A 26,340-nucleotide genomic window follows, 5' to 3' on the forward strand; every position below is an offset into this window, starting at 1 on the left:
GTTTCAAGCGGTTAATTGTTCATTTTTTAAATTTTTGCCAAAACTTTGACGGGCAATTTTGGATGGCAATAGTAGTTGTTGTTCCTACTAGCAACCAAGCTGAAGGCACAAACGGCACCCATACACCCCAGATTAATAAACCAAGACACAGTAAATAAAGTATGCCAGAGGTAAGACCCAAGGCTAATGCCAACAAGGGTAGCCGCCGCCACCGCCAAACTAGCAAGCCACCAACCACAGACCAGCCCCAAATCCAAAGTATTTCCCATCCAAAAGGCCACACTGTCAGCAATGGTCGCTGATTTAAGACGGCACTAATAATTTGGCTAATCATGTGTGCCTGAACAGTAACTCCGGGCATTTGTGCGTCTAATCTGCTGTTGAATGGTGTTGCCCAATAGTCAGGAAAATCACCTTTAGCTGTCACCCCAATCAAAATAATTCGGTCTTTGATGGCGTTAGAGTTCATCGGACTCGATAAAATTTGGGTGAGTGTGACGGTTTCAGCAATTTTCTTGGTAGCGCGATAGTTGAGTAAGGTTTGACCGCTATTGGCATCAATGCCTTGATAGCCGCTACTACGAGATGATAAACGGGGAAAAATGGTATTACCTAACTGTAAATTTCCTTGGGGGGTAAATTTTGGTTGAATTCCCAAGGGTAAAAGATAACGAAATGCCAATTGTGTGCTGAACGCATAGTCAGCAGAACACAGAGATGCTGTTTCTGGGGTAAAAAACATCAAATGGCGACGCACCACTCCATCAGGATCATGAAGAAAGTCGCTGAATCCTTGCCGATTTTTGGGAATTTCTGGTGGTGGTTCAATGCCTTTGGTCATGACAGTTGAATCACTACCTTTACACACACCAATTAAATTATCAGTTTTTTGCAACCTTTGAGCTAGTTCTGGGAGTTCGGCGGGAAAATCACGATAAATATCTAAGCCGATCGCTCGCGGTTGGTATTCTTGTAATTTGATTAGTAAGGCATTAAGTGATTGATCAGATAAAGAAGTTCCCTTCAAAACCTGACCGCTACGGCGTTGGTTGACTAAATCAGCATCGTCAATGGTCACTATTAATAGTCGCGGATCTGACCCTTCATCGGGGCGCGATCGCATCATTTGATCGTAAGCTTGGAGTTCTGCACTTTGGAAAACTCCGAAAAACCGCAGCCCCAAAATTGCTAATGTCATAATGACACTAGAGGCTATGCCTAATTTCCAGTAGAGTTTGGGGTATTGAGATTTACTTTTGATTGGGGGTGTGATTTGTCGCCAACTTAGGGGGATTTGGGCAGGATTTTGACAAATTACTGGTAGCCATGTGGCACAGGGAAATCTATCTTCTAAGCCTTGCAAACGTTCCCTGGCTTGGCGGACTGCTTGATATAAAGATTCGCCCCCGGCAAAACTTGTTAAAAAATATTTCAAAAATTCTTGGGCTACTTGGTCGGGGACAGGTTCGCGCATAATCACCATTTGGGGAATATGCAGATCAGCTAATTCTCGCGCTAGTCCCAAACCATCACAGGAGTTAAAAATTGCTAAATGTAAGCCGCGTTCAATGGCTTGTTTGAGGGCGTATCTTAACTCGTGAATAGTCAAACTATCGGTTTTGTTTAAATAAATTCGCCCGGTGACATCATCTCCCTGACTAGAAGTGTGTCCCGCAAAGAATAAAATATCCCAATTTTGCCGCCAGAGAAAATCGTTTAATTCTTGACGCTGTGGTTCTACTAAAAAGGTGATATCGGCATTTTGACATTGTTGTAAAATGGCTAAATCTGCTTGGGTGTCAATGCCTTGACTGTTGCCAACGATCGCTAAAATTTTAACTTTGTGGTTTTGTGTGCGGAGTTGGGGGATGCTGTCGTAGGTTGGTGAGGCGATCGCTATTTCTGCTTTGGGATAACGTTCTAGTAATTCCCACAGATGCCAAGGTAATCTCTGCAATTGACTATTATCTGTTTGTAAAATTACCCGCACCTCATCCGTAGGCATGAGTTTTTCTAGCCATTTCTCCCGCAGTGGGCGAAATTCTTCGGAACGCAACCAAGTATTAAAACGCGCCTGTAAAACATGGGCTAAATCTTGACAACTTTGGGTAATAGAAACATTTGTGACTTGGATTTTCTCAGCATCTAAGCGAAAGGTATTACCAATTTGACGATAACTTGATTGCCAACGGGTGTAGTATAGCGGCATTTCTGGGCATGGTGGTAGTCTACCAGTGATTTCTGTGGTTGGGCGATCGCTTTCTTCACCAATCTGAAGCGTCACAGCAAACCCTTGGTTAAAACTAACGTCTCCAAATTTCAAAACCACTAACTTAGCCATGACCAATAAAAAATTTTAAATTTTATCGAAAATTGCCGAGTACTAATTTAAATCTAGCCCCTAGCCTCTAGCCCCTAGCCCCTAGCTTGTTTTTCAAATCATAAATTGTTCTCTCACACTCATATCATTTAACGAAATTTCGACGCTAAATTGTTCTTGAATGTCTCCCCGAAATTGCAATTGAATGTAATTATCTGCGCTGCGGGCTTGGGCTTCTAAAAATACTGCGCCTGACTCATCTAATACTGTGAGTTTTACACCTTCTGGTAAATAAACTTGATTAGTTGTGGGGTGCAGTTGCAAACGAATACTGGTTTTATTTTCTTCTGGGCTAATTTCGACAATCAACATTAAGGGTTGATGAGCAATTTGAATACCCAAATCAATGAGTTTTGCTCTTTTAGTAGTTTGTGACTGTTGGTTAGCCGATGATTCTTCCGTGGTTACACTACCACGAAAAGCATAATTAGGTCTAGAATCTAACAATTCTCTTAAAGCTTCCACTGTTTGCCAGCCTGCATCCACTTGACCGATAAACCATTGGCTTAAATTTACTAAAGCTTTAGCTGGAGAAGCTTGTAATTGGGCGATGCGGTCAATTAATGCTTCTAGAGGTTGTAGTTGATGCAATGGTAAAAATTCATCATGCACACTCCGCATAAACCCTAATATATGGGCTTCATGGAGTGATTCATCTACTTGCACCACTACATAACCTACTCTGTCCTCCCAAGTTTCAGGCGGAATGAAACAAGTTTGTTCATTTAATTTGACTGGGCGACATTCTAAACGACCAACTGAGGGAATTTCTAAGTCAGCGACGTTACTAAATAATTGCATGATTGGGTTCCAACTATCGCCAACGTTGAGGTTGGTGGGAATTTCCATTAATTGCAAATACTCATTCACCACCCAGACGGCCAATGTATTTAATCGTACTTGTTCCGCTTTGGTCGAGTTTGGTTGTTGATGGGCAAATCTTTCAGCCATCTTACAAGCGGCTTGAGTGATAGGCAACGTGATGCCTAAATCATCTACTCTCTGGGTGGTGCGAGTCATAATGTTATACCTAGTGTTCAGGACTGTGTTGTAGTATCTATCGCCCAGGCTCAATAAATTTATGCCACAAAATCAAGAAATAAAAGAAATATCCTGATATTTTTGTGTATTCATAAATTTGTGCTATTGCAAGGCAAAGATATATAAAGTTTGTATGAAGCGGTTGCTGTTAATTACAGAAAGATTTTCCCCGGATGTGGGGGGTTTGGCTAGGAGTGCGACAAGGCTAGTAGGGACGCTGTGTCAGTTGGGTATAGCAGTTGATGTTGTTACCTGGAGTCGTTATCTACAACCGGGGGAAGTTCTACCACCGGAAAGTATAGATGGCAAATCCCGTGTTTATCGTATTGGGCTATACCGTAATTGGGATATGACTATGCCCCATACTTTAAATGTGCTGGAATGGTTGCATTCTTGTTGGCATTATGATGCAGTGTGGGGGCATTATGTATTTCCAAGCGGTTTTTTAGCAACTTGGTTTGGGGGAATGCAAGGAATACCCAGCACTGTTAGCGCCCGTGGTAATGATATTGATAAAGAAATGTTTCCCCCTGGTGATTTTGCCCGTTTGCAATGGACGTTGCAACAAACTCAAGTCATTACGGCTGTGAGTGCTGATATGTCGCGCAAAATTCAGCTATTGAGTGGGAGAAATGATGTGTTGGTGTTGAAAAATGCCGTAGATACAGAAATTTTTGCGCCTCAGTCGATAATCTGCGGTGTACAAACCAGTCAAATTACCCCCCTTAATCCCCCCTTGGAAAGGGGGGAAATAAGCAATCTTAGTTCCCTCCCCTTTCCAAGGGGAGGGTTAGGGTGGGGTAACAAGAGTGATACGATAACTGGCGTGTATACCGTAGAGTCGGCAGTAGGGAAAATTAATAGGGAATCTTTAGGAATTGCGCCAGAAGAAGTAGTATTAGGGTTTTGTGGAGAATTGCGGGAGAAGAAAGGACAGCAATTTTTATTAAATGCTTTAACAACGGTACGAAATCAGCGCCCAGCTTGTTTATTGATTATCGGTGAAGTAAGGGCTTCTCAGGAATCTGTGCTGCAAGTTTATGCAACTCAACACCAAGAACATGCACAAAGAATTATTGTGACGGGACATTTACCTGATATTCAAGCTGTGGCAGCGCATTTACAATTGTGTGATGTGTATCTCCAGCCTTCACTGTGGGAAGGAATGCCAAATGCACTTTTAGAAGCAATGGCTTGTGGTTGTTGCTGTATTGCTAGTGATGCGGGGGGTATCACTGAAGTAATTACACATGGTGAAGATGGTTTTATTTTGCCGCGATCGCAACTGCATAAATTAGGTGAAGCTGTTTTAGAATGTTTGACAATGCCCAGCACCATCAAATCTCAAATTACTCAAGCTGCACGCGATCGCATCCTCAAAGAATATTCTATCCCTCAAGAACAACAGCGACTGCAAATTGTTCTCGACCGTCTTTTAAAAAACTAAGGGTGAAATCAAGTCAAAAGTCAAAAGTCAAAATCAAATCAGCAAACTACCCTATCCCCCTTGTCTCCCTTGTCTCCCTTCTCCCCTTCCTCAACCCCCAACTCGGTATAAGCTGCAATTAAAGCCTCACCTGCCAGTTGCCAAGTATAGTGCTGTTCTATTCGCCCTCTAGCATTAGCAGCGAGATAAGTTGCTAATTCTGGTTCATTTTGTAAGCGCAAGACAGCATCTTTGATAGCTTTGGCGGAACTGGGTTTAACTAACAAAAAATGTACGCCATCTTCTCCAAGTTCTCGCACTACTGGTAAATCACTAGCAATTACAGGTGTACCTGTCGCCATTCCTTCTAAAATCTTCAGTGGACAGCAGCCTTGAATTAAGTTGCGATCATTTGGTGTTAAAGGTGCCAAAATCACATCAGCATGATGAATATATTGAACTAATTCTTGCTGTGATATTGGTTCTAGTATTTTAACCTGTTCAGCAACTTCTAATTTCACAGCCAGTTGTTTTAAAGTTTTAATTTGGTCATATCTGGCTTGTCCAATTACTGTTAAATCAGCAGGAATCTCGCGGTTGATTAAAGCTAAAGCTTCAATTGCTAAATTTACACCTTGCCACGGTGACAAAGTACCAAAATATATGAGATTGATAGATTGATTGTTTAAATTTTGGTTTTTTCCAGAGTAGGTAAATACATCCAAATCTACCCCATTAGGAATTACTCGAATTTTATTATCTGATATACCCCGACTTTGTAAATATTCTGAGGTAATACTACTGGGTGTGATAATTAAATCTGCTACTGCTAGACAAATTTGCTCTTGAGTATATAACTTATGTAAAAGCTCTTGATCATCCACAACGTTTGGGTAGCGATATTTTAGCTCTATGGAAGGTAGTCCATTCACTTCAAAAATTAATTTTTGACAATATTTCTGTTTATTTTGTGCAATTACAAAGCCTTCATAAATTGAACGAATATGTATAACTTGAAATTGCTTTTCTTGCAACCATAACCTTAATAAATGACGAAAATTCAAAATTCGCTGAATCAAATTATCGCCGCAAGCAGCTAAAGCTGTGTGTGTAACTTGTGGATAAATCTCTTGACTATCTATACATTCTCTGGTTGGTGAAACTGTTACTAACTGGATGCCATCAAAAGCAGTTCCTAAAGCTTGAGCAAATGCTGTAATATGAATTGCTGCTCCTTTTGGTGCGGGTACAGTATCAAATGAAATATAAGCTATTTTTGATTGCTTCATAAATATATAGATGGCAGGTAGGCATTTTTAGCTAAACTTTCAATTAACCTATAGTAATCCTCAATCATTTGTGAAATTCTCTTTCTTTTCCTCTTTCTCTTTCTTTGTGTCCTACCCTTCGGGAAGCCGCTATCGCGTCTATGCGCCCTTTGCGGTTCGTTAAAAAGAATACTTTTTCACAACTCAAATAGGATTGCTATAGAATATAGTCGTGAATACCAACCTTACACATACTGCAAATATCAGATACAATTGCTGTATTTTGATAATTGAGTATAATCAAGGTAAAAGCAAAGTATAATTTATTAAAAAATATTTCAAAATATTGAAATAGATTGAAAAATTACTTTTTTTAACAAAAATCAAATAAATTCTATTAAAGCTGATTTAGTTGTAAATAATATGCCTATTGATGTAAAACAATTCCGGCAAAACTTGACTTATACAGCGCAAGCATCAATTAAGCAAGTAATAGCTGATTTGCAAGAGATAGCAGAGATTGATCACCTTGCCGAACTGAAACAAAAAGAATATGGCAAAAAGGCATTAAATTACTTTTGGGGAATATTAATTGCTGTTATTTTGATAATTGTTGGCTCTATTATTATACCTGATGCTCAATTATTAGGTGTGCTGATCCTCTTATTAACTTTAGCAATTTTTGGGCTGGCGATCGCTTTTATTTTGGCATTAGTCAAGCGGTCAAAGTTCGGTAGAATCAACGTGATTAATTATCGTTACCAATCTACACAAAAAATCTTACAAATGTTAGCGAGAGATATGGATACAAATGCAACTATTGATTTGCATCTATCTTTTAATAGAACTGAAAAAAACGAGCATAAAATCAGTACCACACCCCACCCTAGTAAAACTGATTGGAAAATAGATAATTATCAACATGAATGGATGAAAATTCAAGGACAGTTTTTAGACAAGACTCGCTTTGAATTATCTGCAACTTCTTTATCTAAAAAGCAATACGGCTGGAAACGTGGTAGCAGTGGTAAAAATAAATATAAATCAAAAATTAAATCTGGAGGATTAGATATTCACTTAAATATGGTCTATCCTCAGCGTCGCTATGGTGCAATCAAAGTTTTAAAAGACGAAATTGATGGAGCATTAAAATTACCAAAATTATCTAATCTGCGAAACTTAAGATTAACCGATAAATCTATGCAGCTTGCAGTTAGAATAGCCCCTAATGTCGCTGACAATCAAGAGGAAATATATCAAACAGTTACAGCGATGTTTTTAAGCCTTTATCAAGTGCTGAATCTAGCAAAAGCTTTGTCTAAATAAATACAGCATTTTTCAGTTGAGTACAGTACAAGTTTATATGGACTAGAGACTAGATGAATGTACTTTATTGGAATGAAAAACGCAATAATACAAACTGTTAGCAGTAGTATCTATAGCAATCCTAAAATAATTTATAAACCTCTTTCTCCCTTGTCTACCCTGTCATCCTTGTCTCCCTTATCTCTGTTGTTCACATATCAAATAGAAATACTAGAGTGATCAAGATACTACAATAGACTGATAATGATTAAACAAACTTAAAAGCAGGTGAAATATGCAGTTAGAAATCAAACCACACCATTACACACCTGAAGAATATTTAGAACTGGAAGAGAACGCAGAATTTAGGAATGAATATCGTGATGGAGAAATTATTCCCATGACTGGTGGTACTACTAATCATAATAAAATATCAGGCAATCTCTATGCTTACTTAAAGTTTGTTTTGAAGGCTCAAGATTATGAAATATATATCAGTGATGTCCGCTTATGGATTCCTCGATATCGCCAGTATACTTATCCAGATGTGATGGTAATTGCTGGAGAACCTGTGTATACAGGAACAAATACGACTACTGTGATGAACCCTTGTTTAATTACCGAAGTTTTATCAAAATCAACTAAAAACTATGACCAAGGTGATAAATTTACTTATTATCGCTCAATTCCTGAGTTTAAGGAATATATTTTAATTGACCAGTATAACTATCATGTTATGAAGTATGTTAAAACTGCTGAAGGTCAATGGTTATTTACTGAGACTGAAACTCAATCAGCAACTTTATCGATTCAAACACTTAATGTTGAAATTACATTGAGTGATATTTATGAACGAGTTAATTTTACGGACAACAATGAAGAAAGCTAAACTAAATCTATGAAGAATAGAGTTTTAAAAATTGCAACTTTAGTTTTTTTGATTACCGCTATTTTCGGCTGTAGCAATGCAAGTAACAAGACTGTAGAACAGCCAAATCAAGTAAATAGTCCTCCTGTGGCTGAAAATACAACTAATGTAGCCACGCGGACTGATAAAATTAAAATTAAAACCGAAACTGGGACAGATTTATTTGAACTTAAGCCGCAAGCAGATGGCGCTAAATTAGTTGATGGAAAAGAGCAAGAAATAGCTAGAATTAAATCAGAAAAATCTGGTAAATTAAAATTTAAAAATCCTGCGGATAAAACTTTGGGTTATGTAGTTACGGAAAAAGGGTCTTGGAAGTTAGAAAATTCTAGTCAAAACCAAGATTTATATAGTTTGAAAAAACAGAGTAATGGTGATTATGGTTTAGAAGATGGAGGGGAAAAATTAGTTTATCAGATTAAATCAAATGATAAAGGTATCGAAATTTTAAAACCTAATAAACAGCTAGTTTATCAAATTAGAATTAAAGAAGGTAAGACGGCTTTAAGAAATCCATCAGGTAAAACCGTGTTTTATACCAAATCAAGCATTTCACCAATTGCATTTGCTTGTTTTGGGTTCGATGTTCTCAACCGCGAACAGCAAGCAGCTTTAGCTTATGCAGTCAATTTAACAGGAGGACAATAGACTTTGCAAATACAGCTAACTTGGATAGATCCAAATACAGGCGATCGCAGAGAACCAGTCTTAGAAACTCCAGTGGCTATTGGTAAACAATTTAATGCCATGCCACAGCAAATTTATGAACAAAGAGTTTCTCGAATAGTTATCGAGGATGACTTAATTGCAGATTACCATGCTTTAATTGACTGGCAAAATCAAGAGTTAATAATTATTAACCAAAATACAAATAATTCTATCAAAATTAATGATACTCAGTTAACTAATGGTATCTTGCAAAATGGCGATCGCATTCAAATTGGCAGTTGTGAAATTGTCGTCAACTTTGCCAATCTAGGAGAGTGCGATCGCATGGTAGGCTTTTTATTTAAACGCCGTTGTGGACGCACCGATAGAACCAACTGCCCTGACTGTAATACATCTTATGATGATGATTATGCCTATTATCCCGAATATGGTAGTTACCGTTATTGGGGTAGTAGTTACTATCATGACCGCGATAACTATTCATACAACCACGAAACAGGTAATGTAGACTTTACCGAAGCTGATGCTGTCAGTTTTGAAGCAGAAAGAGATAGTGATTTTGAAACCAATATGGGAGCAAGTTGAATGTGAAGGGGGTGGGGAGTAGGGAATTATTAGTTAATAACAAATGACAATTGACAAACACTTGGTTAATTTACGCCCTTGGGGGTGGTTGGGGACATTTAAATCGGGCTTTGGCTTTGGGGAGAATTGCTGCCAAAAATAGAAAAGTTACGATTATTACTAACAGTCCATACGCCTTAAAAATCAATCATGAAAATTGCATAGTAAATTGGATTTCTGAACAGGCTGGTTTTTCTACAACTTGTCAGCAAGTACGAGAAATCATCTTGAATACTCAATGCGATCGCCTAATTATAGACACTTTTCCTAGAGGCTTAGGCGGTGAACTCGCAGACATCTTACCGCAGTTGCAAGCCATACCCCGCATTTTAATTCATCGAGATATCAACCCAGACTATGTAAACGCCAAAAATTTGCGGTCTTTTGTCGCCCAGAACTACGATACAGTAATTATTCCCGGCGAAGGGCAAGATTTACCCTTGGCTGACTTGCCAAATGTGCAGCATACAGCCCCTTGGTTAATTCGCAACTGTGAAGAATTACCAGATAGAATGAGTGTGCGATCGCATATTTTCAAAGTTAACCCAGATATCAAAACGATTTTAGTTTGTGCAGCCGGGAATGCTTCAGAATTGTCTTTCTTTGCCCAACTCACCCTGTGCTTACAGCAAAATTTTCCCCAGTATGCAGTCAGAATTTTAGCGGCTAATTGTCCCGCAGATATTCCCGAAGCTTTATGGATATCGCACCATCCAGGAATTGAATGTCTAGCGGCTGCTGATATTGTTGTTGGTGGCGCAGGATATAACACAGTTTACGAATGTGCGGCTGTGGGTATACCTTTGGTAGCATTTGCCTTGAAAAGATTGTACGATCGCCAAGCCAAAAGAGCTAATCAAGTTTACAGGGTACAAAATATACAACAGGCCATTACAACCGTCAGAAAACTTCTAGACAGAATAGAACTGGCAAAAAATTTGTCTATACCAACTTATATTAACGGTGCTGTACAAGCAGTAGAGCAAATTTTATTTAGCAATCAAGTTTGAAAGTTGTATTTTTGTAGAAACCTTACATGAATTAACGTATTTTGCTTAAAATTAACCACATTACTCTAGATATTTATCAATAAATGATAGAAATTAGTTTTTCAAAATCCTGACTATCAAAACTTAATTGTTTTTTAGAATACTGACCACATATCTTATAATAAACCTTATTGTTTTGAATACTGAATAAATATCCCTCAACTTCAGTCGGCTGGTTTTTGAGTTTAAAGGTGACTGTATTAGTTGTATATCTGCCATACTTATTGATTAGGTAAGTAAAGCTTTTAAAATTTCCATTTTGAGCTTCGCCAAGTTCTAATAAACCATCATCAATTTGATTGATTTTATGCAAAATCAATTTCTGAATTTCTTGTAAGCTATTCAGATAATTAAATTCAAAATCATTATTCTTCCTGCTTATACCAATAATTTCATGATAGTTATATAAAATCCCTATATCGCAACCAGCCTTCGTTAAATATCTTTGTATCTGACTATAATGATTCTGTAAGTTTACCTCTTCTCGCTTTACTTCTACAATCATCACAGGATTTTGATGTGGTCGGAAGTTATTATTTCTTGGACTTTTATATATTTCTATATCATGATTATTTGATTCAACTTTAATATTTATTTTTCCGGTTAATAACTCACTTTGATTAATCAGAAAATGAATAAATATCTGTCTGACAAACTCTTCGGGTCTGCCATCAACTGAAATTTCTATTCCTCTAATTAAACATTTTGTATATCGTTGTCTATACTTTTTAAAGTAGATATCTAACTTTTCCTGTATTTCTTGATTCAAACTAGTCATAATATTGAAGAGCTATTTATGTAAATAAAATGCTTTTAGGGACACAATATATCTGTGTCCCAAACTAGGCATTAATCGGTTATTGCAATTTTCTATTTTTGTCCAAAGAACGCTAAGACTTTATTAATTAGCTCTTTCCAAAATTCTTCAGATTTACTCTGAAAAAACTTATTTAAGTTGCCTTCAAATTCAAGCTCTCGTTTAAATATTTCACATACATTTCCTGCAAATGTCTCACCTTTTTTCTTTTCTTTCCCTTTTTCCGAAATTAAAGCTTTCCAAAATGGTGAATCTTCACTGTGGGGTGATAACTTTCTTGTTAGTTCCTTTTCAATTGCTGTACCTACCTCATATATAAAGTCATCATATAATATGTAAAACTCTTTTACTAGTTCAGGAATAAGTGTTTTTAAAGATTCATGTGCAGATGTAAGCTCATATAAAACATTTTCTATTTCCAGCTTTGCTTCTTTAGTAAACTTCTTCAACATTTCATCTTCATCTATTCCTTCAGCAAAGACTTTCGCATCATAATAAATATCTATATCTCTTGGCTCATAATAACCAAAATTTCTATGAATAGCGTGTTTCGTGTTCCATGCTTTATAAGTGGTACGATAATATTCAAGGTATTTATCAACAAAATCTTGATAAACAAAACTAGGCACTCTTTTGCCTAGTTCTCGCCAACTCTTGATATTTTGAACTGCATTTTCAATTGCTTGAGTTTCTGCGCCTGTCAAAGTATCACCATTTTTGATTTTTCCAAAGCTGTCTTTGATACTCTTGATTTCGTCTAATAAAATATTGCGCCTACGTTTTACTACGTCTGCGATAGCTTTGATAAATTCATTTTTATCAGCCTGTACATCTTCTTCATCGTAGATATCATTTAATTTGACAATATCATCACGATAATATCGTAATGAATCATAAAACAAGATATTTTCTGGAAAGAAATCTAAATTCAGATGTCTAAATGTAGCTTGAATTTCTTCTTTTTTAATTTGAATACCTAAATCCCAACTACCGTCACTTCCATTTGTTTTTTCAGGCTCATGTTTATGAGGTAGCACTAAAGTTACAAATCTATGATGAAATTCTTTTGATTTTGATGTCAGATGATAACCCATCAGTTTCGCAATATTAGCTTCAGGTGCAGCATTGAAGGGAGTTACAAATAAACAGATAGTGTCCTGACTATCAATATATCTCTGCAAGTCTTGACGAATGGGATTTTCGTCCAGTCCTTTAGTGTCAACAACTGAATCGAACTGATATAAATTTGAGCCAGATAAAATATTATTACTGACATATAAATATATTTTCTTTGGTATAGCAAATTCCTTTAATTGAACACTATTGATAGCAGCAAAAGTATTTTTTATCCATTCTTTCTCTTGACCTTGATTATCAAATTCTATTATCTTATAAGTTCTACATTCAAGGTTTGCATTATTCAAAGCGATTTTTTTTAGTCCTTCTAGTCCTAATTCATCAAATAATAGCTTACCTAGATCAGTTCTAGAGATACTCTTATTATCACCATCATAAACTGTTTTAGAAGTGATTTTGATTTCAGTTATATTTCTAATGGCTCTTTCAATTTCTTGAGAAATAATGGTTTTATTTTCTGAATGCAAATTATCTTTATTGGCAATAAAATCACAAAATTCAAATATGAGATTTTCCATCTCGTCTACTGTATACGGCTCTATCTCTATGTAAGTTTTTTCAGATGCTTTGAGAACTACTTCACAAATAGTTGTTCTTCCTGCCCCTGTAGATAATAATTCTTTGGTTTCGATTACATCTTTAGTTTTACCACCAAGAGTTTTAGAAACTTTAAATTCACCTATTAAATTAAAAAGGTGACAGATAGCTGTTGTTTTTCCTTGTCCAATAGTTCCAATAAAAACAGTTTTATATTTTTCAATATTAAGAATTTTCTCTATTTCTTCCAATCTTTCCAACTTTGATTTTAGGTTATTAATGCAAATATGCTTGATGATATTAATTTCCGCGCTATCTGATATTTTACTAATTTCGCGTCTCAAGCTTTGCTGCAATGATGTAATTTCGTCCTGCCACTGTATCGTTAACATACGGTTTACCCTGTTGTGAGACTAATTGCTTGATATCTAATATGCCCACTATGAGATGAATATCTAACAAAACCTCAATAAGTCAGGATAGAACAACCAAAGTTTGCATTCTAGACCATGAAAAGCCGGATTTTGTCTGGGTTTGTGCAAACGAACTCCGTTTACATAGCAGTGACTTCCAGACTTGAGGTACTCTCAAGACAAATTTGAGTTATAAGTTATAAGTTATGAGTTTATACCTTAACTTTTAAGCATTACCTGTACTGAATCGTGAATCTAACTCGACTGATTCCCATTTTTGATAATTCCGTTACTAGCTGGGCTGTAGAGGCGCGGCTGTTGCGTTGGTTAACCTTGATTTGGTTATTTTTTGGGTTAATTGTGCTGTATTCAGCATCTTACCCAGTTGCCGACGCACGTCAAGGCGACGGATTATATTATTTCAAACGTCAGATTATCTGGGTGATAGTTTCCCTAGTTATCTTCAATTTTATTGTGAATCTGCCGTTACGCAAAATTTTGCGGGTATCTCATTGGTTTTTAGGACTGTTTTTACTGTTAATTTTCGTGACTCTTGTCCCAGGTTTAGGTAAAAAAGCGTTTGATGCAGCGCGTTGGATAGCCATTGGCCCCATCCCTATCCAACCATCAGAATTAATCAAACCTTTTTTAGTGTTGCAAAGTGCCAGACTTTTTGGACAATGGGAACAAATACCTGGGCGAGTGCGTTTGACTTGGTTGTTAATTTTTGGTTTGGTACTTTTGGGCATTCTTGCCCAACCCAACTTGAGTACAACTGCACTTTGCGGGATGACAATTTGGTTAATTGCCTTAGCGGCTGGATTACCTTATAAATATTTAGCTGGCACAGCAATAGGCGGAGTGTTATTAGCCGTACTCAGTATTAGCATCAAAGAATATCAGCGCAAGCGGGTGATGTCTTTTCTCAATCCCTGGGCAGATGCAACAGGTGATGGCTATCAGTTAGTTCAAAGTTTACTCGCTGTTGGTTCTGGACAAACTTGGGGCGCTGGCTATGGCTTTTCGCAGCAAAAACAATTTTTCTTACCCATTCAAGATACCGACTTTATTTTTGCTGTTTTCGCCGAAGAGTTTGGTTTTGCAGGTGGTATCGCCCTGCTGCTGATGTTAGCAGTGTTTACCACTTTGGGATTAATTGTGGCGATGAAAGCCAAAAATCCCGTTAATCGTTTAGTGGCGATCGGTGTCACTATTGTGATGATTGGACAATCTTTATTACATATCGCCGTTGCGACAGGCGCTTTACCAACTACAGGCTTACCCTTACCGATGTTTAGTTACGGTGGTAATTCGATGATTGCTAGTTTAGTTGCGGCTGCATTGTTAATTCGGGTAGCCAGGGAAAGTAACGAAGCTGAAGTTGTACCTTTACGCCGAACTCCGTCGCGGCGAAAGTTATATAGGTGATAGGTTATTGCCAAGATTCGCCATCATTAATTTATAGAATATCTCAGAGTGGATGCGATCGCACCCACTTCTTTTTTACAAACTTTCTACTTTTAACTGCGTGTCTGTGTTTTGCCATGCGGTAATAAATTCAGTCTGCGTCAATTTAGCTGCATCATCTTTACCTTGGGCTTGCAAACTTGCTTGCAACCCAAACAAAGACCTTCCATTATGGGGATACTTTTCTAAATCAGCACGAAACACTTTCTCGGCTGTAGCATAATCACCCTTGGCTAACAGCACACCCCCTAATGCTTCTCTGGTGGGCAAATACCAATCTGGTGGTTCTACATAATCAAGGGCATCTTCCGCTACTACTGCTTGTTCTAAGTATCTAATTGCCAAATTGTAGTTATGATTAGCTTTGGCAATTTTGCCCTCCAGAACTTTTTGCGCGATATAAAGAATGCGATTAGCAGGAGTAAAGCCAATAGTCACCCCAGGCGGAAGTTTTTGGATTGCAACTTGTAAGGCGCTGCTTTCATCCGCCGCACTTTGCAGATTGCCTGTAGCTGTATAAGCTAAACCTTGGGTAAAATGCCAAAGTGCTGTGGTTGTTGGCAAAGTCGCATCTGGTGGTGGAGTGTGTAAAATTGCGTCCCAATCATTAAACCTGGACTGTATCAGCATTTTACTGCCCAAAAATCCCTCAACCAGAGGTATATGAGAACCCAGAGAATTAGCGTGGGCAATTAATTTATCAGCAGCTTGGAGTGCATCTTGATATCTACCCGCCATACTACTAGCCACCATGAGAAAATGTACATTGTGGCTAAAGTACATTTGGGCATAAAATCCCTGAATTTTATTTTTACTGATATAAGCAGCATCCTCGGCGATCGCTTGTGCATTTGATCGCATTGCCCCTTGATAATCTCCCACACGAAAATAAATATGGCTAGGCATGTGTACCAAATGTCCAGCCGCAGGAACGAGTGTTTCCAAGCGTTTTGCACTGGCGAGAGCAAGTTCTGGATGCAGAGATGCTTCCACCGCATGAATATAGTAGTGATTTGCCCCCGGATGATTGGGATTTCGTTGCAAGACCGATTCTAAAACAGCGACAATTTCTGTTGTATCTGCTTGCGGCTGACCATCATGTGTCCAAAGTTGCCAGGGATGCAAATCCATCAAACTTTCTGCAAACAAAGTGGCTGCATCCAAATCATCAGGATATTTTTGGGTGAGATTTGCCATCGCTTGGGCATAGTCCACCTGTAATTCCTGCAAATCTGCATCAGGATTGGCAGCATAACGCTTTGCCAAAGCCGCAATATAATCTTGTTCGGGAACTGGTGCTTTCTCTGCCAGTGTCAAAGCTTGTTGTATTGCCTGATATGCCGTTTGTTCCTTTTCAGTAGTAATAACGGCGTTGATATTCGGCCCTAAAGCTAAAGCAATACCCCAGTAAGCCATTGCCATTTCTGGGTCAAGTTCCGCCGCGTGTTCAAAAGAACGCACCGCTTCATCATGATTAAAGCCGTAAACTAAGTTTAATCCCTGGTCAAAAAACTGTTGTGCTTCAGGATTTTGGGTGGAAACTGGATGATGATAAGTCCCCAAGCCAGGAATTAATTTATATGAGGGTTTTGCTTCTGCAAGTACCTCACTGGGAAAGATGAACGTTAGTATGAGTACCCAAACTATTAATAAGTATCTCATAGCAAGATTCCCATTTTTGATTACTATTTAGTATTTAGATTACAGTGACTGGAACAGAATATATACGTCTTATATAACAGGACTTACGCACAAAGATTATCTGTAGAGATCGGGTGTAAGGGTGAAAGGGTTTGGGGTGTAAGGATTTTGAACCCCTACATCCTCGCCACAACCCTTGATTTTTCGTTTTGATGCGTAAGTCCTACATAAGTCAGAATTGCGATCGCTTTTCCCCGCCTTTCATCACATTTGTTCAACTCTTATTTCTCTGAGACCTCTGTGCCTCTGTGGTTCGTTATTCCTCTAAAAACAAATAAGGTTCCAGAATGCTCATACCTGAAACCTTTAATTTATAGCTTTTTTACACTTAGTGCGGATGAAAGGACTTGAACCTTCACTCCTCTCGGAACTAGAACCTAAATCTAGCGCGTCTGCCAATTCCGCCACATCCGCATCAGTCAACTACCCTAGTATAGCATATTCTTCCAGGAAGAGAAACACTAAAAGGATGAAGTTTAAATAATTAATTATCAGGACTTAGGCACAAAGATTATTCGTGGAGATTGGGTGTATGGGTGTAAGAATTTTGAATAAGTAACGCCGTGTGCAACTTTCTCTCAAACCTAACCCCCAACCCCTTCCCTTGTAGGGAAGGGGAGCAAGATTCAAAGCCTCTCTCCGCTTCGGGGAGCCAGCGCCGTGGGCGGGTTTCCCGACTTGAGGCGACTGGCGTGAGAGGTTTGGAGAGGGGTTTCAAGAATAAGTTGCACATCGCGTTAAGTACACCCCTATACCCCTAAACGCCTAAACCCTCACCAAAACCCTTGATTTTTCGTTTTGATGCGTTAGTCCTAATTATGTATACTTCACCCTCATAACATTCCCAAGAATGCTAGATAACTCCCACACGGGGTAGGCGATGCTTGAACCCACACAAAATTTCCCAAGAAATTGTATTTAATTGTGCAGCCCAATCATCAGCTGTGATTTGTTCTTTTCCTTGGTCGCCTAGTAAGGTCACAATTTCCCCTTCTTGAATCTCAGGAAGCTGGCTAATATCAATCATTAACTGATCCATTGTAATTGCGCCAATTTGCGGTACTCGCTGACCACGCAACAACACTTCCATCTTGTTAGAAAGGTTACGTGGTACACCATCCGCATACCCAATAGCCACAACAGCAATACGCATTTCTCTATCAGCCACAAATTGATGACCATAGCTAACACCAGTTCCAGCCGCAATCGTTTTCACCTGGGTAACTCGCGCTTTTACTTGTAAAACAGGCTTTAAGTTAATCTTGCGTTGTAAATGTGGTGCAGGCGCAAGACCGTAAACCCCTAAACCCACTCTGACCATATCGTAGTGCAGTTGGGAATCTGCCAGGGTGGCGGCGGTGTTGGCTAAGTGCAAGCTCGGAATTTTGATGCCGATTTTTTGAATTTGGGCGATCGCCGTTTTAAATCTGCTATGCTGTTCTGCCATAATTGCCGGATCAGGACTATCGGCAGTCGCTAAATGGGAGTAAACACTGGCTATGGTCAAATGTGGTAAGCGTTCTACTAACTGCACAAACTCGGCTGCGACTTGCCAATCAGTCCCTAACCGTGACATTCCTGTGTCCAATTTAATATGCACAGGTACAGGAGAACCGTAGTTAATTGCTTCTAAAATATTGGAAAAAATTAAAGCTTGTTTAGGACTGCACAACGTCGGCTGGAGTTTCCAATGGGCGATCGCATGAATTTGTTCTGGTGTCTGGGTTGCCCCTAAAATTAATATGGGTGCTTGTATCCCTGCTTCTCGTAATTGAATCCCTTCGGGGACTGTCGCCACCCCTAACCAACTCGCACCTGATTGTAATGCTGTTTGCGCGACTGTAACTGCACCATGCCCATAAGCATCAGCTTTTACTACCGCCATCAACTGAGTACGTGGTGATAACAACTGTTTTAGTTGCTTGACATTGTGTGACAAAGCCTCTAGGTCAATTTCTACCCACGCACGCTGGGAAAACCACGCATAGGTGTCACACTGTTGATTAGATGCAATACCCGTCATTTGATCACGACTCAGCATATTTCCGTTCTCCTATCACACCACCACTAATAGATATTCATACTCATATAAACTACTTCCGTGTTAATTGAAAAGTTTTTCTTAAGACCAATTGAATGTTTAGATCAGAAGTATTTGAGTTTGGGAAAGATCATCAACCCCAGTTAATAAAAATTTACAAGTGTTGCTTAATACCGCAAATTTCTGCCCAAAATCAGGCTAACTGGCGATTTATCATCAAAATTGTGCCGTGCAACTTAACTTTTCCGACTCTTATTTTCAAATTTCTAATTTAAATACAACAATTATTCAATTATTCCGGAAGTATAATTTATTCTCATCTCCCAAGGAGAAGAGAATCGTGTTAATATATGTAAAACTAATACCTTGAGCGTTAATCAATGGGGAAGGTTTTAGTCTTAAACGCCTCTTACGAACCGCTTAATATTACGAGCTGGCGACGTGCTGCGGTTTTGTTAATTAAAGGCAAGGCAGAACGAGTCGAACACAACGGCAGACTACTTTACGCGGGTTTTCCATTACCAACGGTAATCCGCCTACGTCATTACGTGCGTGTTCCCTATAAGGAAATGCCTCTGACTCGCCGGAACCTCTTGCACCGTGACGGTCACACTTGTCAATATTGCGGCTATACAGGGGATGAGTTGACGTTAGATCATGTCATACCGCGATCGCGTGGTGGTGGCGATACCTGGGAAAACATCGTTACGGCTTGTGTCCGTTGCAATGTGAAAAAGGGCAATCGCACGCCTCAAGAAGCCCACATGCTACTGCGTCATCTACCCCGCCAACCTTACAGCAGCCTCTATTTTGAGGTTAGTAAGCATCTTAAAAGTGGGCTGCATCAAGAGTGGCAAAAGTATGTGATAGGTCTTTGACACTAATAATTCCACCCTAGTTAGCACAGCCACAATGACTGATTGTTGGTGTGATGGTTTTGTTTGAGTTGGGGCAACAGTAGGTTAGATTGCTCACATACTACTATGATTGGTGTTGCATCCTATACAGGAGTTGCATCTGCTTATGGGTATGACCCGACAGTAGCTGCAAAAGTAGTGTGCTGGCATCTGCCTAAAGAATTCAACAGTCTTTTATTGTATATCCATAAACCAAAAAAATCTAGACTTGAGTCAAAAATTCTCTCCAACTGAGAGAATGGTCTAGGGAAGGGAAAAATTAGAGTTTGATCACAAAGCTGAAACATTGATTTTCTGCCGTTATATGTAATTTGGCAGAACTTCATAAAATTTTGCCGGGTTATCTTGACAAAAAATACACCAAGATACGTATCCCAAGTATTCTATATTTTTGCGAAGATCAAGATGTGTGGCTAAATCAGTAAAACCCTGATTGTAACTTTCTCAATCAATCCAGCCTCACACTTAACAAAGATGTTTTCTATGCAACTAAATTCTTCCTTGAAGCAGTCAGAGAGTTTTTCATTGACCACAGAACCCAATCCAGAAGATGCTGAGGTAGACCACCAAGAAGTAGTTGAACTACCTCTGAATCGGCCATCCTTACCAGCATCTACCAGCGATGGGGTGAGTGTTTATCTCAGTCAACGTAACAATTCCTTAACTTTTCAAAAAGCAGAGGAACTACAAAAGACCTTATTAGCCCATAGACATGAGCGCCAGCTAATTATTTTGCAGGATTTTCCTGACCCTGATGCGCTCTCATGTGCGTGGGCTTACCAGCTAATTGCTCAACAATATGATATTAAGTGTGAAATTATTTATGCTGGGACGTTGAGCCATCAGGAAAATATTGCCTTAGTCAAGCTGACAAATTTACCTGCACAGCGTTGGACACCGCAAAACGTCAAATCTAAAGATTTGTCTTGTTATCAAGGTTTTGTACTCATTGATAACCAGGGAACCACCAGTCAGTTATTAGCGACTGTACAGCATTCAGGCATACCCTTAGTAGCAGTGATTGACCATCACAGCTTACAATCAGAACTTAAATCAGAGTTTGTTGATGTCCGTCCTTATGTCAGAGCGACAGCAACAATTTTTACTCAGTATTTGCAGTCAGGTTTATTGGCTTTAGACAGCAGCATTAGCCAACACGTAAAATGTGCTACAGCCTTGATGCACGGCTTGCGATCGGATACAAATCGACTGATGCAAGCACAAGAAGAAGATTTTATGGCGGCTGCTTACCTGAGTCGATTTTATGATGCTCAATTATTAAACGCGATTCTCCAGGCGAACCGTTCTAAGCGAGTGATGGATGTAATTGAGCGATCGCTAAAAAATCGTATAGTGCAGAATAACTTTTCTATCGCCGGCGTTGGTTATCTGCGCTACGACGACCGCGATGCGATTCCCCAAGCGGCTGATTTCTTAGTCACCGAAGAAAACGTCCACACCGCCGTAGTTTACGGTATCGTTCACGATGAAGACGATGAACTCGAAGTTGTCATCGGCTCCCTGCGAACCACCAAACTCACCCTCGACCCCGATGAATTTATCAAAGAAGCCTTTGGTCAAGACAGCACCGGACGCTTTTTTGGCGGTGGTAGAACCAGTGCGGGTGGTTTTGAAATTCCAATGGGTTTCCTCTCAGGTAGTAACGAAAATCCAGCCTACGCCAAGATGAAATGGGAAGTTTTTGACGCTCAGATTAAACAGAAATTACTGAAGTTAGTTAACCCTAAAGATAACCCCATTCAGTCAGAGTAAATCTTGCGATTGAAGACAGGATAAAGTTGAACTTAATTTAAATTGGCAGCCAGAAATTTATTTCTTGGCTGTTTATTTACTTTATGCTATGAACTTGAGTAAATCGGACACCATTTACTTTTCGCTGCTATGGGACTCATATTTGATTTGGGAAAAAAATCAGTACATTCAGATCAGCCTTCTGTCCGACTCCCGACTCCCCATTCCCTATTCCCTACCTACACAAATAAATTCAGAAATCAAACCGGATTCCCATAGACTATTCCATCAGTTTAATTTGTTGATTAGCTGTGGTTTGCGCCTTTAACATTGCTTGCTGTAATGATTGTTGTCCCAACAAAGCACTGACAAATTGATTATCAAAATTATTCATAATAGCTGCGGGATATTTACCAACTTGCCACGGTGTTGCATAATTCACCCCTGCAACCAATGGTTTTCGCAGAATATCTTTGTCATAGCCTAACTTTTGTGCTATCGATTTTCTAGTTGGTAGTGCAAATCCTGTAGCTGTCCATTTTTGCATTCCGGCTTTACCAGTTAGGTAAGAAATTAATTCCCAAGCTGCTGCTTTTTGCTGAGATTGCTTGTTCATCACATAGGCAACAGTAAACACCATTGTGCCTTTTTGATTGTTAATGGTGGGTAATTCTGCTGTGGCAAATTCCAGTTGAGGGAAAGTTTCTTGGAGATAAGGAATCGCCCAGTTACCTTCAATCACCATTGCGACTTTACCCTGTCCAAACATTTCGCTACCTGAGTTTGTCCCAACATCAGATTTTTGGGCGGATGATTTATCTTTTTGATACTGGTTGATAACTAATTGTAAGCCTTGTAAACTTTGTTCGCTGGCAAAGGTAGCGTAACCGTTCTCATCTATAACACGTCCATTAAAGGCTTTAATTTTATATACTTGTCGTGCTAATTCAGGTAATTCACCAAAACCATATTTGTTGAGCTTGCTTGTTAGTTTTTGGGAGTAAGAACGCAGTTCTGACCAATTTGTTGGAGGACTATTTAATCCCACCGCATTCAAAGATTTTGTGTTATAAAAAAGAGCTAATGTAGAATAGTCTTTTGGTAGCCCATAAATATGGTTTTGATATTTAAAGCTATCTAACAGGGTAACTTCAAAGTCTTCTATCTCAAATTCTGGTTGAATGTAATTATCTAAAGGTTCCAAAACATTTTGACTCATCAAAAAAGGCGCTTCCAGTGCATCAAGATAAAATACATCAGGGGCTGCGTCTCCAACCAAACGGGTTTTGATGACATCCATATATTGGTCGGAAATAACTTCATATTTAACTTTGATGTTGGGATGCTGGGCTTCAAAGTCTTGTAGAACTTGTTTTAATAGCTTTTGCTCAACTTGAGAACCAGCCCAGCCACTCAGTTTAACGGTGACTGCTTTGGTTGTTGTTAATGGTAGCTGGTGACAGCTAATAAAAGCGATCGCCATCACTAGAACTACACCCAAAAATTTCCCCAAGTTGATTCTTTTCACAGATGGATGACATGAGTTTTCACTTCACTTATATCGTCTGTTGCTCAAGACAGATGTTTAATAAATCTGAATTTTTGTTGAGAATAAGCAAGATAAAATAACAAAAAATTATAACCAAAACTGCGCTGAGGTGCGTTACTTCAAAAACAACTATGGATTCTGTTCAGCTTGAAACTGCTGCTTCTCTGACTCTGGAAACTCTGGAAATACCCCAGATTGTTACCCCACCAACTACTCTTGTTCCAACTCCCAAACCTGCTTTTCGTTTTCCCAAGGATGCTATTCGGACTAGTTTACGCGCCTCTACAGTGGATGCTGTTTTAGCAACAGTTTTTTCGATAACTACAGGCGGTATTTTACTTAGCAATTTCCTTGTGGAATTAGATGCTAGTCCGGTGGTGTTTGGGTTGTTATCTTCTATACCCATGTTGGTGAATCTGATTCAGCCTTTGGGTGCTTATTTATCAGAACGTACTACTAGCCGTTTTCGCTATGCGCTGGGGATATACGGAACATCTCGATTATTGTGGCTAATTTTAGCGATCGCTATTGCTATCTTTAGTTGGGGCAGTATCACTTCTCAACAGTTAGTTGTATTAACCTTGTTGATTGTTTTAGCCACTCATCTTTTAGGCGGGTTGGGGTGTGCATCTTGGATGAGTTGGTTAGCCATAATTGTTCCCCGAAGATTGCGCGGTAGGTATTTCGGGATTCGTAACAGTGCGGTTAGCTTGACTAATTTAATTTGTATGCCTTTGGCTGGTTTAATCGTATCTCATTGGGATGGTGGAAATATTCAAGGCTATGGAATAGTGCTGTTAATTGGGGTGATATTTGGCATTGTTAGTATTGGTTGCCAATATTTCAAAATAGACATCAATCCTCAATTGCAAAATTCTTTAGCTTCCATATCTCCAAACAACACAACAGATGAATTAGTTACGTTACCTACTATTAGTATTTGGAAAAACTACAATTTTTTAATATTTCTGATTTATATCAGTTTATGGATGTTTGCTGTTCATTTGAGCGCACCCTTCTTTAACCTTTATATGTTAGATACTTTGAATATAGATGTTAGTTGGGTAACGCTGTACGGCAGTTTACAGGCTGGCGCAAATTTATTGATGCTGATTTGGTGGGGCAAATTAGCAGACCGGGTAGGCAATTTGCCTATTTTAATTTTTGTGGGAATTTTGGTAGGGCTGACACCAATTTTGTGGTTGGGAATTAATGCCAGTCAACTTGATATTTGGCTATGGTTGCCACTTTTACATATTTTGGCTGGCATAACTTGGGCAGCAATTGACTTGTGTAATAACAATTTGCAACTAGCGATCGCACCCATGAAAAATCAGTCAATTTATTTTGCGATCGCGGCTGCGGTTGCTGGTGCTAGTGGCGCTTTAGGCACAACTATCGGCAGTTTTATCGCTCAATTTGCCCTGTGGGGCGGCTTACTTGGCTTATTCGCCCTCTCTGGCTTGTTGCGCCTAGCTGCACTTGTACCACTGTTTTTTGTGCAAGAACCAGGAAGGTAAGGGAGTTGGGAGTTGTGAGTGGGGAGTTATGTATTTGTTCTTGCGATCACCCTATTCCCTACTCCCTATTCCCTACTCCCTCATTACTCAACTGCTGTAGAACTCAACGTCATCGACTCCCACAGCATCATCGAAGGGGCTGTTGTAACTGGTTGATGTAAAGCAATTAGCTGTGCTAAAGTTTTCTTTAACTGAGTACGAGGCACAATCTCGTCTACAAAGCCATGCTTGAGTAAATCTTCCGCAGATTGAAAATCTTCTGGTAATTTTTCGCGGAGGGTTTGCTCAATGACGCGCCGACCAGCGAAACCGATTGTAGATTTGGGTTCTGCCAAAATAATATCGCCTAACATGGCAAAACTAGCGGTTACGCCGCCTGTGGTCGGGTTGGTCAATACGGGAAGGTACAATAATCTGGCTTCACGATGGCGGTCTAAAGCTGCGGAGATTTTTGCCATCTGCATCAGGGAAAGCATACCTTCCTGCATTCTCGCACCGCCAGAGGTGCAGACAATAACTACAGGGTAACGTCGTCCGGTGGCTTGTTCAATTAAGCGGGTGATTTTTTCGCCAACAACGGAACCCATACTACCACCCATAAACCGGAAGTCCATTACTCCCAAGGCTACAGGCATTCCGTTGATTTGTCCTAAACCAGTTTTTACCGCATCTACAAGACCGAGTTTTGTTTCCATTTCCCGCAGGCGATCGCTATAAGGTTTGCGATCGCGAAATTGTAAGGGGTCGGTCGGGCGCAAATGCTCATTTATCGGTTGCCAAGTATTGCTATCTATCAATTGGCGGATGCGTTCATCACTATCTACCCGATTATGATGTCCACATTCGACGCAGACCATTTGATTAGCTCTCAAATCTTTTGTATAGGTTAAAACACCACACTGAGAACATTTATGCCATAGCCCGTCAGCAATTTCCCGTTCTTGTCGTTCCAGGTTGGTAGAGCCTGATTTTTTTCGATTTGCAAACCAATCAAACAGAGACTTTAAACCGCGTGATTCTTCGTTGTTTGCCATTTTTATCTTATTCAAGTGGGGTATGGGTCAAAAACAGTCATTGGTCATAAATCATCTGTCATTAGCCAAGGACAGATGCTTCATGACTACGTAACCAAAATTACGCTTATAAGCAATTCAGACCTTATTTTGCATCTTTGGTTGCCAGCTTAACGAAAATGCTTATACCAATACAAGTCTCTCGCGGATATGATTTTGTAAATGTATTAGTCAAGTCAAGTCCATTGGAACACCAACTCCCGAAAAAAAGATGCTGTTACCCAACCCTAGCGGCAATCTACTGTTTCCATATTTTGTAAATAATTTTGCTAGTTTCTGAGCAGTTAGCATCTGTGGCTTTAGTCTTGCCAAAGGGTCGCTTTCGTTAAGAGGGTAATACAAGTCACAGTGTTGATAATATTATCAAAAGGTGAAGCGGCAATGGGGTAATGACCGTTACAGTCATTAATAATCGTCAGTGCTTGTCTTAAACAGGACACAAAAAGCGCGTAAACAATCTTAATTATATTATCTTATCAGGCGATCGCTTGCAGGTTACAGAATATTCAACTTGCGATTGGCTAGAGTGGGGCGATCGCATGAGAGAAGAACAAAGCTGTAACCCAAATCCCGGTGGAAGTCAGAGAAATAGGCATACCAATGGCAAGTTTGATTGAAGTTGTTGGAGGTAAGTCAGAGCAATTATTAACAGGTTATAACGTCTCAACTGCCAAGCTTTTAGCTCAGGTAAAAAAGTCACCTTGACAGGGCTAGGGTACAGAGGTA

At 39.3% G+C, this 26,340-nt stretch carries 19 protein-coding genes and 1 tRNA gene; 10 read left to right on the forward strand and 10 right to left on the reverse strand.

Features of this window, described 5'->3' with window-relative positions:
* Nucleotides 1-19: 19 nt before the first annotated feature.
* Together H6G77_RS04425 and H6G77_RS04430 are read right to left on the reverse strand one after the other, a co-directional pair.
* A complete protein-coding gene (locus H6G77_RS04425) occupies nt 20-2,341 on the reverse strand; it encodes a CHASE2 domain-containing protein (RefSeq protein WP_190870929.1) in 2,322 nt (773 codons plus the stop codon).
* 93 nt (nt 2,342-2,434) lie between these two features.
* Nucleotides 2,435-3,400 carry a DUF1822 family protein gene (locus tag H6G77_RS04430; protein WP_190870930.1) on the reverse strand — a complete coding sequence of 322 codons (966 nt, stop codon included), beginning with the start codon at nt 3,398-3,400 and terminating at the stop codon, nt 2,435-2,437.
* A gap of 154 nt (nt 3,401-3,554) precedes the next feature.
* On the opposite strand from H6G77_RS04430, the gene H6G77_RS35560 reads away from it, so the two are divergent.
* Nucleotides 3,555-4,868, forward strand: coding sequence for a glycosyltransferase family 4 protein (locus tag H6G77_RS35560; protein ID WP_242049143.1), 1,314 nt, complete (start codon nt 3,555-3,557; stop codon nt 4,866-4,868).
* A 38-nt stretch (nt 4,869-4,906) separates the two neighbouring features.
* Here H6G77_RS35560 and H6G77_RS04445 read toward each other — a convergent pair whose 3' ends face one another.
* Nucleotides 4,907-6,136 (reverse strand): glycosyltransferase family 4 protein, encoded by a 1,230-nt coding sequence (locus H6G77_RS04445; protein ID WP_190870931.1) that lies wholly within the window; start codon nt 6,134-6,136, stop codon nt 4,907-4,909.
* A gap of 402 nt (nt 6,137-6,538) precedes the next feature.
* Here H6G77_RS04445 and H6G77_RS04450 point away from each other — a divergent pair, with 402 nt between their 5' ends.
* The 5 genes from H6G77_RS04450 (at nt 6,539) to H6G77_RS04470 (ending at nt 10,651) form a co-directional block, all read left to right on the forward strand.
* The gene (locus H6G77_RS04450; RefSeq protein WP_190870932.1) at nt 6,539-7,441 is read left to right on the forward strand and encodes a hypothetical protein; all 903 of its coding nucleotides are present in this window, start codon (nt 6,539-6,541) and stop codon (nt 7,439-7,441) included.
* 274 nt (nt 7,442-7,715) lie between these two features.
* Nucleotides 7,716-8,309, forward strand: a complete 594-nt coding sequence (locus tag H6G77_RS04455) for a Uma2 family endonuclease (protein ID WP_190870933.1) — start codon at nt 7,716-7,718, stop codon at nt 8,307-8,309.
* 9 nt (nt 8,310-8,318) lie between these two features.
* Entirely contained in the window at nt 8,319-8,996 is a 678-nt protein-coding gene (locus H6G77_RS04460) for a hypothetical protein (RefSeq protein WP_190870934.1), read from the forward strand.
* A 3-nt stretch (nt 8,997-8,999) separates the two neighbouring features.
* Nucleotides 9,000-9,602: an FHA domain-containing protein gene (locus tag H6G77_RS04465; RefSeq protein ID WP_190593389.1), complete on the forward strand. Its 603-nt coding sequence runs from the start codon at nt 9,000-9,002 to the stop codon at nt 9,600-9,602.
* Between the two features lie 50 nt (nt 9,603-9,652).
* Nucleotides 9,653-10,651: a glycosyltransferase gene (locus tag H6G77_RS04470; RefSeq protein ID WP_190870935.1), complete on the forward strand. Its 999-nt coding sequence runs from the start codon at nt 9,653-9,655 to the stop codon at nt 10,649-10,651.
* Nucleotides 10,652-10,727: 76 nt separating this feature from the next.
* Here H6G77_RS04470 and H6G77_RS04475 read toward each other — a convergent pair whose 3' ends face one another.
* Nucleotides 10,728-11,468, reverse strand: coding sequence for a type I restriction enzyme HsdR N-terminal domain-containing protein (locus H6G77_RS04475; RefSeq protein WP_190870936.1), 741 nt, complete (start codon nt 11,466-11,468; stop codon nt 10,728-10,730).
* Between the two features lie 92 nt (nt 11,469-11,560).
* Nucleotides 11,561-13,573 carry a hypothetical protein gene (locus tag H6G77_RS04480; RefSeq protein ID WP_190870937.1) on the reverse strand — a complete coding sequence of 671 codons (2,013 nt, stop codon included), beginning with the start codon at nt 13,571-13,573 and terminating at the stop codon, nt 11,561-11,563.
* 270 nt (nt 13,574-13,843) lie between these two features.
* Between H6G77_RS04480 and H6G77_RS04485 the strand changes: the two genes are divergently transcribed.
* On the forward strand, nt 13,844-15,022 hold the full coding sequence (locus tag H6G77_RS04485; protein WP_190593391.1) for an FtsW/RodA/SpoVE family cell cycle protein: 1,179 nt from the start codon (nt 13,844-13,846) through the stop codon (nt 15,020-15,022).
* Between the two features lie 75 nt (nt 15,023-15,097).
* On the opposite strand, the gene H6G77_RS04490 is transcribed toward H6G77_RS04485, so the two are convergent.
* The 3 genes from H6G77_RS04490 to alr form a co-directional block, all read right to left on the reverse strand.
* Nucleotides 15,098-16,723: a hypothetical protein gene (locus tag H6G77_RS04490; RefSeq protein WP_190870938.1), complete on the reverse strand. Its 1,626-nt coding sequence runs from the start codon at nt 16,721-16,723 to the stop codon at nt 15,098-15,100.
* 371 nt (nt 16,724-17,094) lie between these two features.
* Nucleotides 17,095-17,176: transfer RNA gene (locus H6G77_RS04495), tRNA-Leu, on the reverse strand.
* Between the two features lie 439 nt (nt 17,177-17,615).
* A complete protein-coding gene (alr, locus tag H6G77_RS04500) occupies nt 17,616-18,803 on the reverse strand; it encodes an alanine racemase (protein ID WP_190593393.1) in 1,188 nt (395 codons plus the stop codon).
* 380 nt (nt 18,804-19,183) lie between these two features.
* On the opposite strand from alr, the gene H6G77_RS04505 reads away from it, so the two are divergent.
* Entirely contained in the window at nt 19,184-19,681 is a 498-nt protein-coding gene (locus tag H6G77_RS04505) for an HNH endonuclease (RefSeq protein WP_062288673.1), read from the forward strand.
* 522 nt (nt 19,682-20,203) lie between these two features.
* On the forward strand, nt 20,204-21,493 hold the full coding sequence (locus H6G77_RS04510) for a bifunctional oligoribonuclease/PAP phosphatase NrnA (RefSeq protein WP_190593394.1): 1,290 nt from the start codon (nt 20,204-20,206) through the stop codon (nt 21,491-21,493).
* Between the two features lie 259 nt (nt 21,494-21,752).
* On the opposite strand, the gene H6G77_RS04515 is transcribed toward H6G77_RS04510, so the two are convergent.
* Complete coding sequence (locus H6G77_RS04515) at nt 21,753-22,955, reverse strand: ABC transporter substrate-binding protein (RefSeq protein ID WP_190870976.1); 1,203 nt, start codon at nt 22,953-22,955, stop codon at nt 21,753-21,755.
* Nucleotides 22,956-23,152: 197 nt separating this feature from the next.
* Here H6G77_RS04515 and H6G77_RS04520 point away from each other — a divergent pair, with 197 nt between their 5' ends.
* The gene (locus H6G77_RS04520) at nt 23,153-24,541 is read left to right on the forward strand and encodes an MFS transporter (RefSeq protein ID WP_190593395.1); all 1,389 of its coding nucleotides are present in this window, start codon (nt 23,153-23,155) and stop codon (nt 24,539-24,541) included.
* An 83-nt stretch (nt 24,542-24,624) separates the two neighbouring features.
* Here the strand turns inward: H6G77_RS04520 and accD are convergent, their stop codons facing one another.
* Nucleotides 24,625-25,575 carry an acetyl-CoA carboxylase, carboxyltransferase subunit beta gene (gene accD, locus H6G77_RS04525; protein WP_190593396.1) on the reverse strand — a complete coding sequence of 317 codons (951 nt, stop codon included), beginning with the start codon at nt 25,573-25,575 and terminating at the stop codon, nt 24,625-24,627.
* Between the last annotated feature and the right edge of the window lie 765 nt (nt 25,576-26,340).

It is taken from the genome of Aulosira sp. FACHB-615 (assembly GCF_014698045.1).
GTDB lineage: Bacteria > Cyanobacteriota > Cyanobacteriia > Cyanobacteriales > Nostocaceae > Nostoc_B.

What these genes read in the sequence shown, in the direction of transcription:
- H6G77_RS04425 (WP_190870929.1), bottom strand. Translation starts at nt 2,341, where the DNA reads ATGGCTAAGTTAGTGGTTTTGAAATTTGGAGACGTTAGTTTTAACCAA.
- H6G77_RS04430 (WP_190870930.1), bottom strand. Translation starts at nt 3,400, where the DNA reads ATGACTCGCACCACCCAGAGAGTAGATGATTTAGGCATCACGTTGCCT.
- H6G77_RS35560 (WP_242049143.1), top strand. Translation starts at nt 3,555, where the DNA reads ATGAAGCGGTTGCTGTTAATTACAGAAAGATTTTCCCCGGATGTGGGG.
- H6G77_RS04445 (WP_190870931.1), bottom strand. Translation starts at nt 6,136, where the DNA reads ATGAAGCAATCAAAAATAGCTTATATTTCATTTGATACTGTACCCGCA.
- H6G77_RS04450 (WP_190870932.1), top strand. Translation starts at nt 6,539, where the DNA reads ATGCCTATTGATGTAAAACAATTCCGGCAAAACTTGACTTATACAGCG.
- H6G77_RS04455 (WP_190870933.1), top strand. Translation starts at nt 7,716, where the DNA reads ATGCAGTTAGAAATCAAACCACACCATTACACACCTGAAGAATATTTA.
- H6G77_RS04460 (WP_190870934.1), top strand. Translation starts at nt 8,319, where the DNA reads ATGAAGAATAGAGTTTTAAAAATTGCAACTTTAGTTTTTTTGATTACC.
- H6G77_RS04475 (WP_190870936.1), bottom strand. Translation starts at nt 11,468, where the DNA reads ATGACTAGTTTGAATCAAGAAATACAGGAAAAGTTAGATATCTACTTT.
- H6G77_RS04480 (WP_190870937.1), bottom strand. Translation starts at nt 13,573, where the DNA reads ATGTTAACGATACAGTGGCAGGACGAAATTACATCATTGCAGCAAAGC.
- H6G77_RS04490 (WP_190870938.1), bottom strand. Translation starts at nt 16,723, where the DNA reads ATGAGATACTTATTAATAGTTTGGGTACTCATACTAACGTTCATCTTT.
- alr (WP_190593393.1), bottom strand. Translation starts at nt 18,803, where the DNA reads ATGCTGAGTCGTGATCAAATGACGGGTATTGCATCTAATCAACAGTGT.
- H6G77_RS04505 (WP_062288673.1), top strand. Translation starts at nt 19,184, where the DNA reads ATGGGGAAGGTTTTAGTCTTAAACGCCTCTTACGAACCGCTTAATATT.
- H6G77_RS04510 (WP_190593394.1), top strand. Translation starts at nt 20,204, where the DNA reads ATGCAACTAAATTCTTCCTTGAAGCAGTCAGAGAGTTTTTCATTGACC.
- H6G77_RS04515 (WP_190870976.1), bottom strand. Translation starts at nt 22,955, where the DNA reads ATGGCGATCGCTTTTATTAGCTGTCACCAGCTACCATTAACAACAACC.
- H6G77_RS04520 (WP_190593395.1), top strand. Translation starts at nt 23,153, where the DNA reads ATGGATTCTGTTCAGCTTGAAACTGCTGCTTCTCTGACTCTGGAAACT.
- accD (WP_190593396.1), bottom strand. Translation starts at nt 25,575, where the DNA reads ATGGCAAACAACGAAGAATCACGCGGTTTAAAGTCTCTGTTTGATTGG.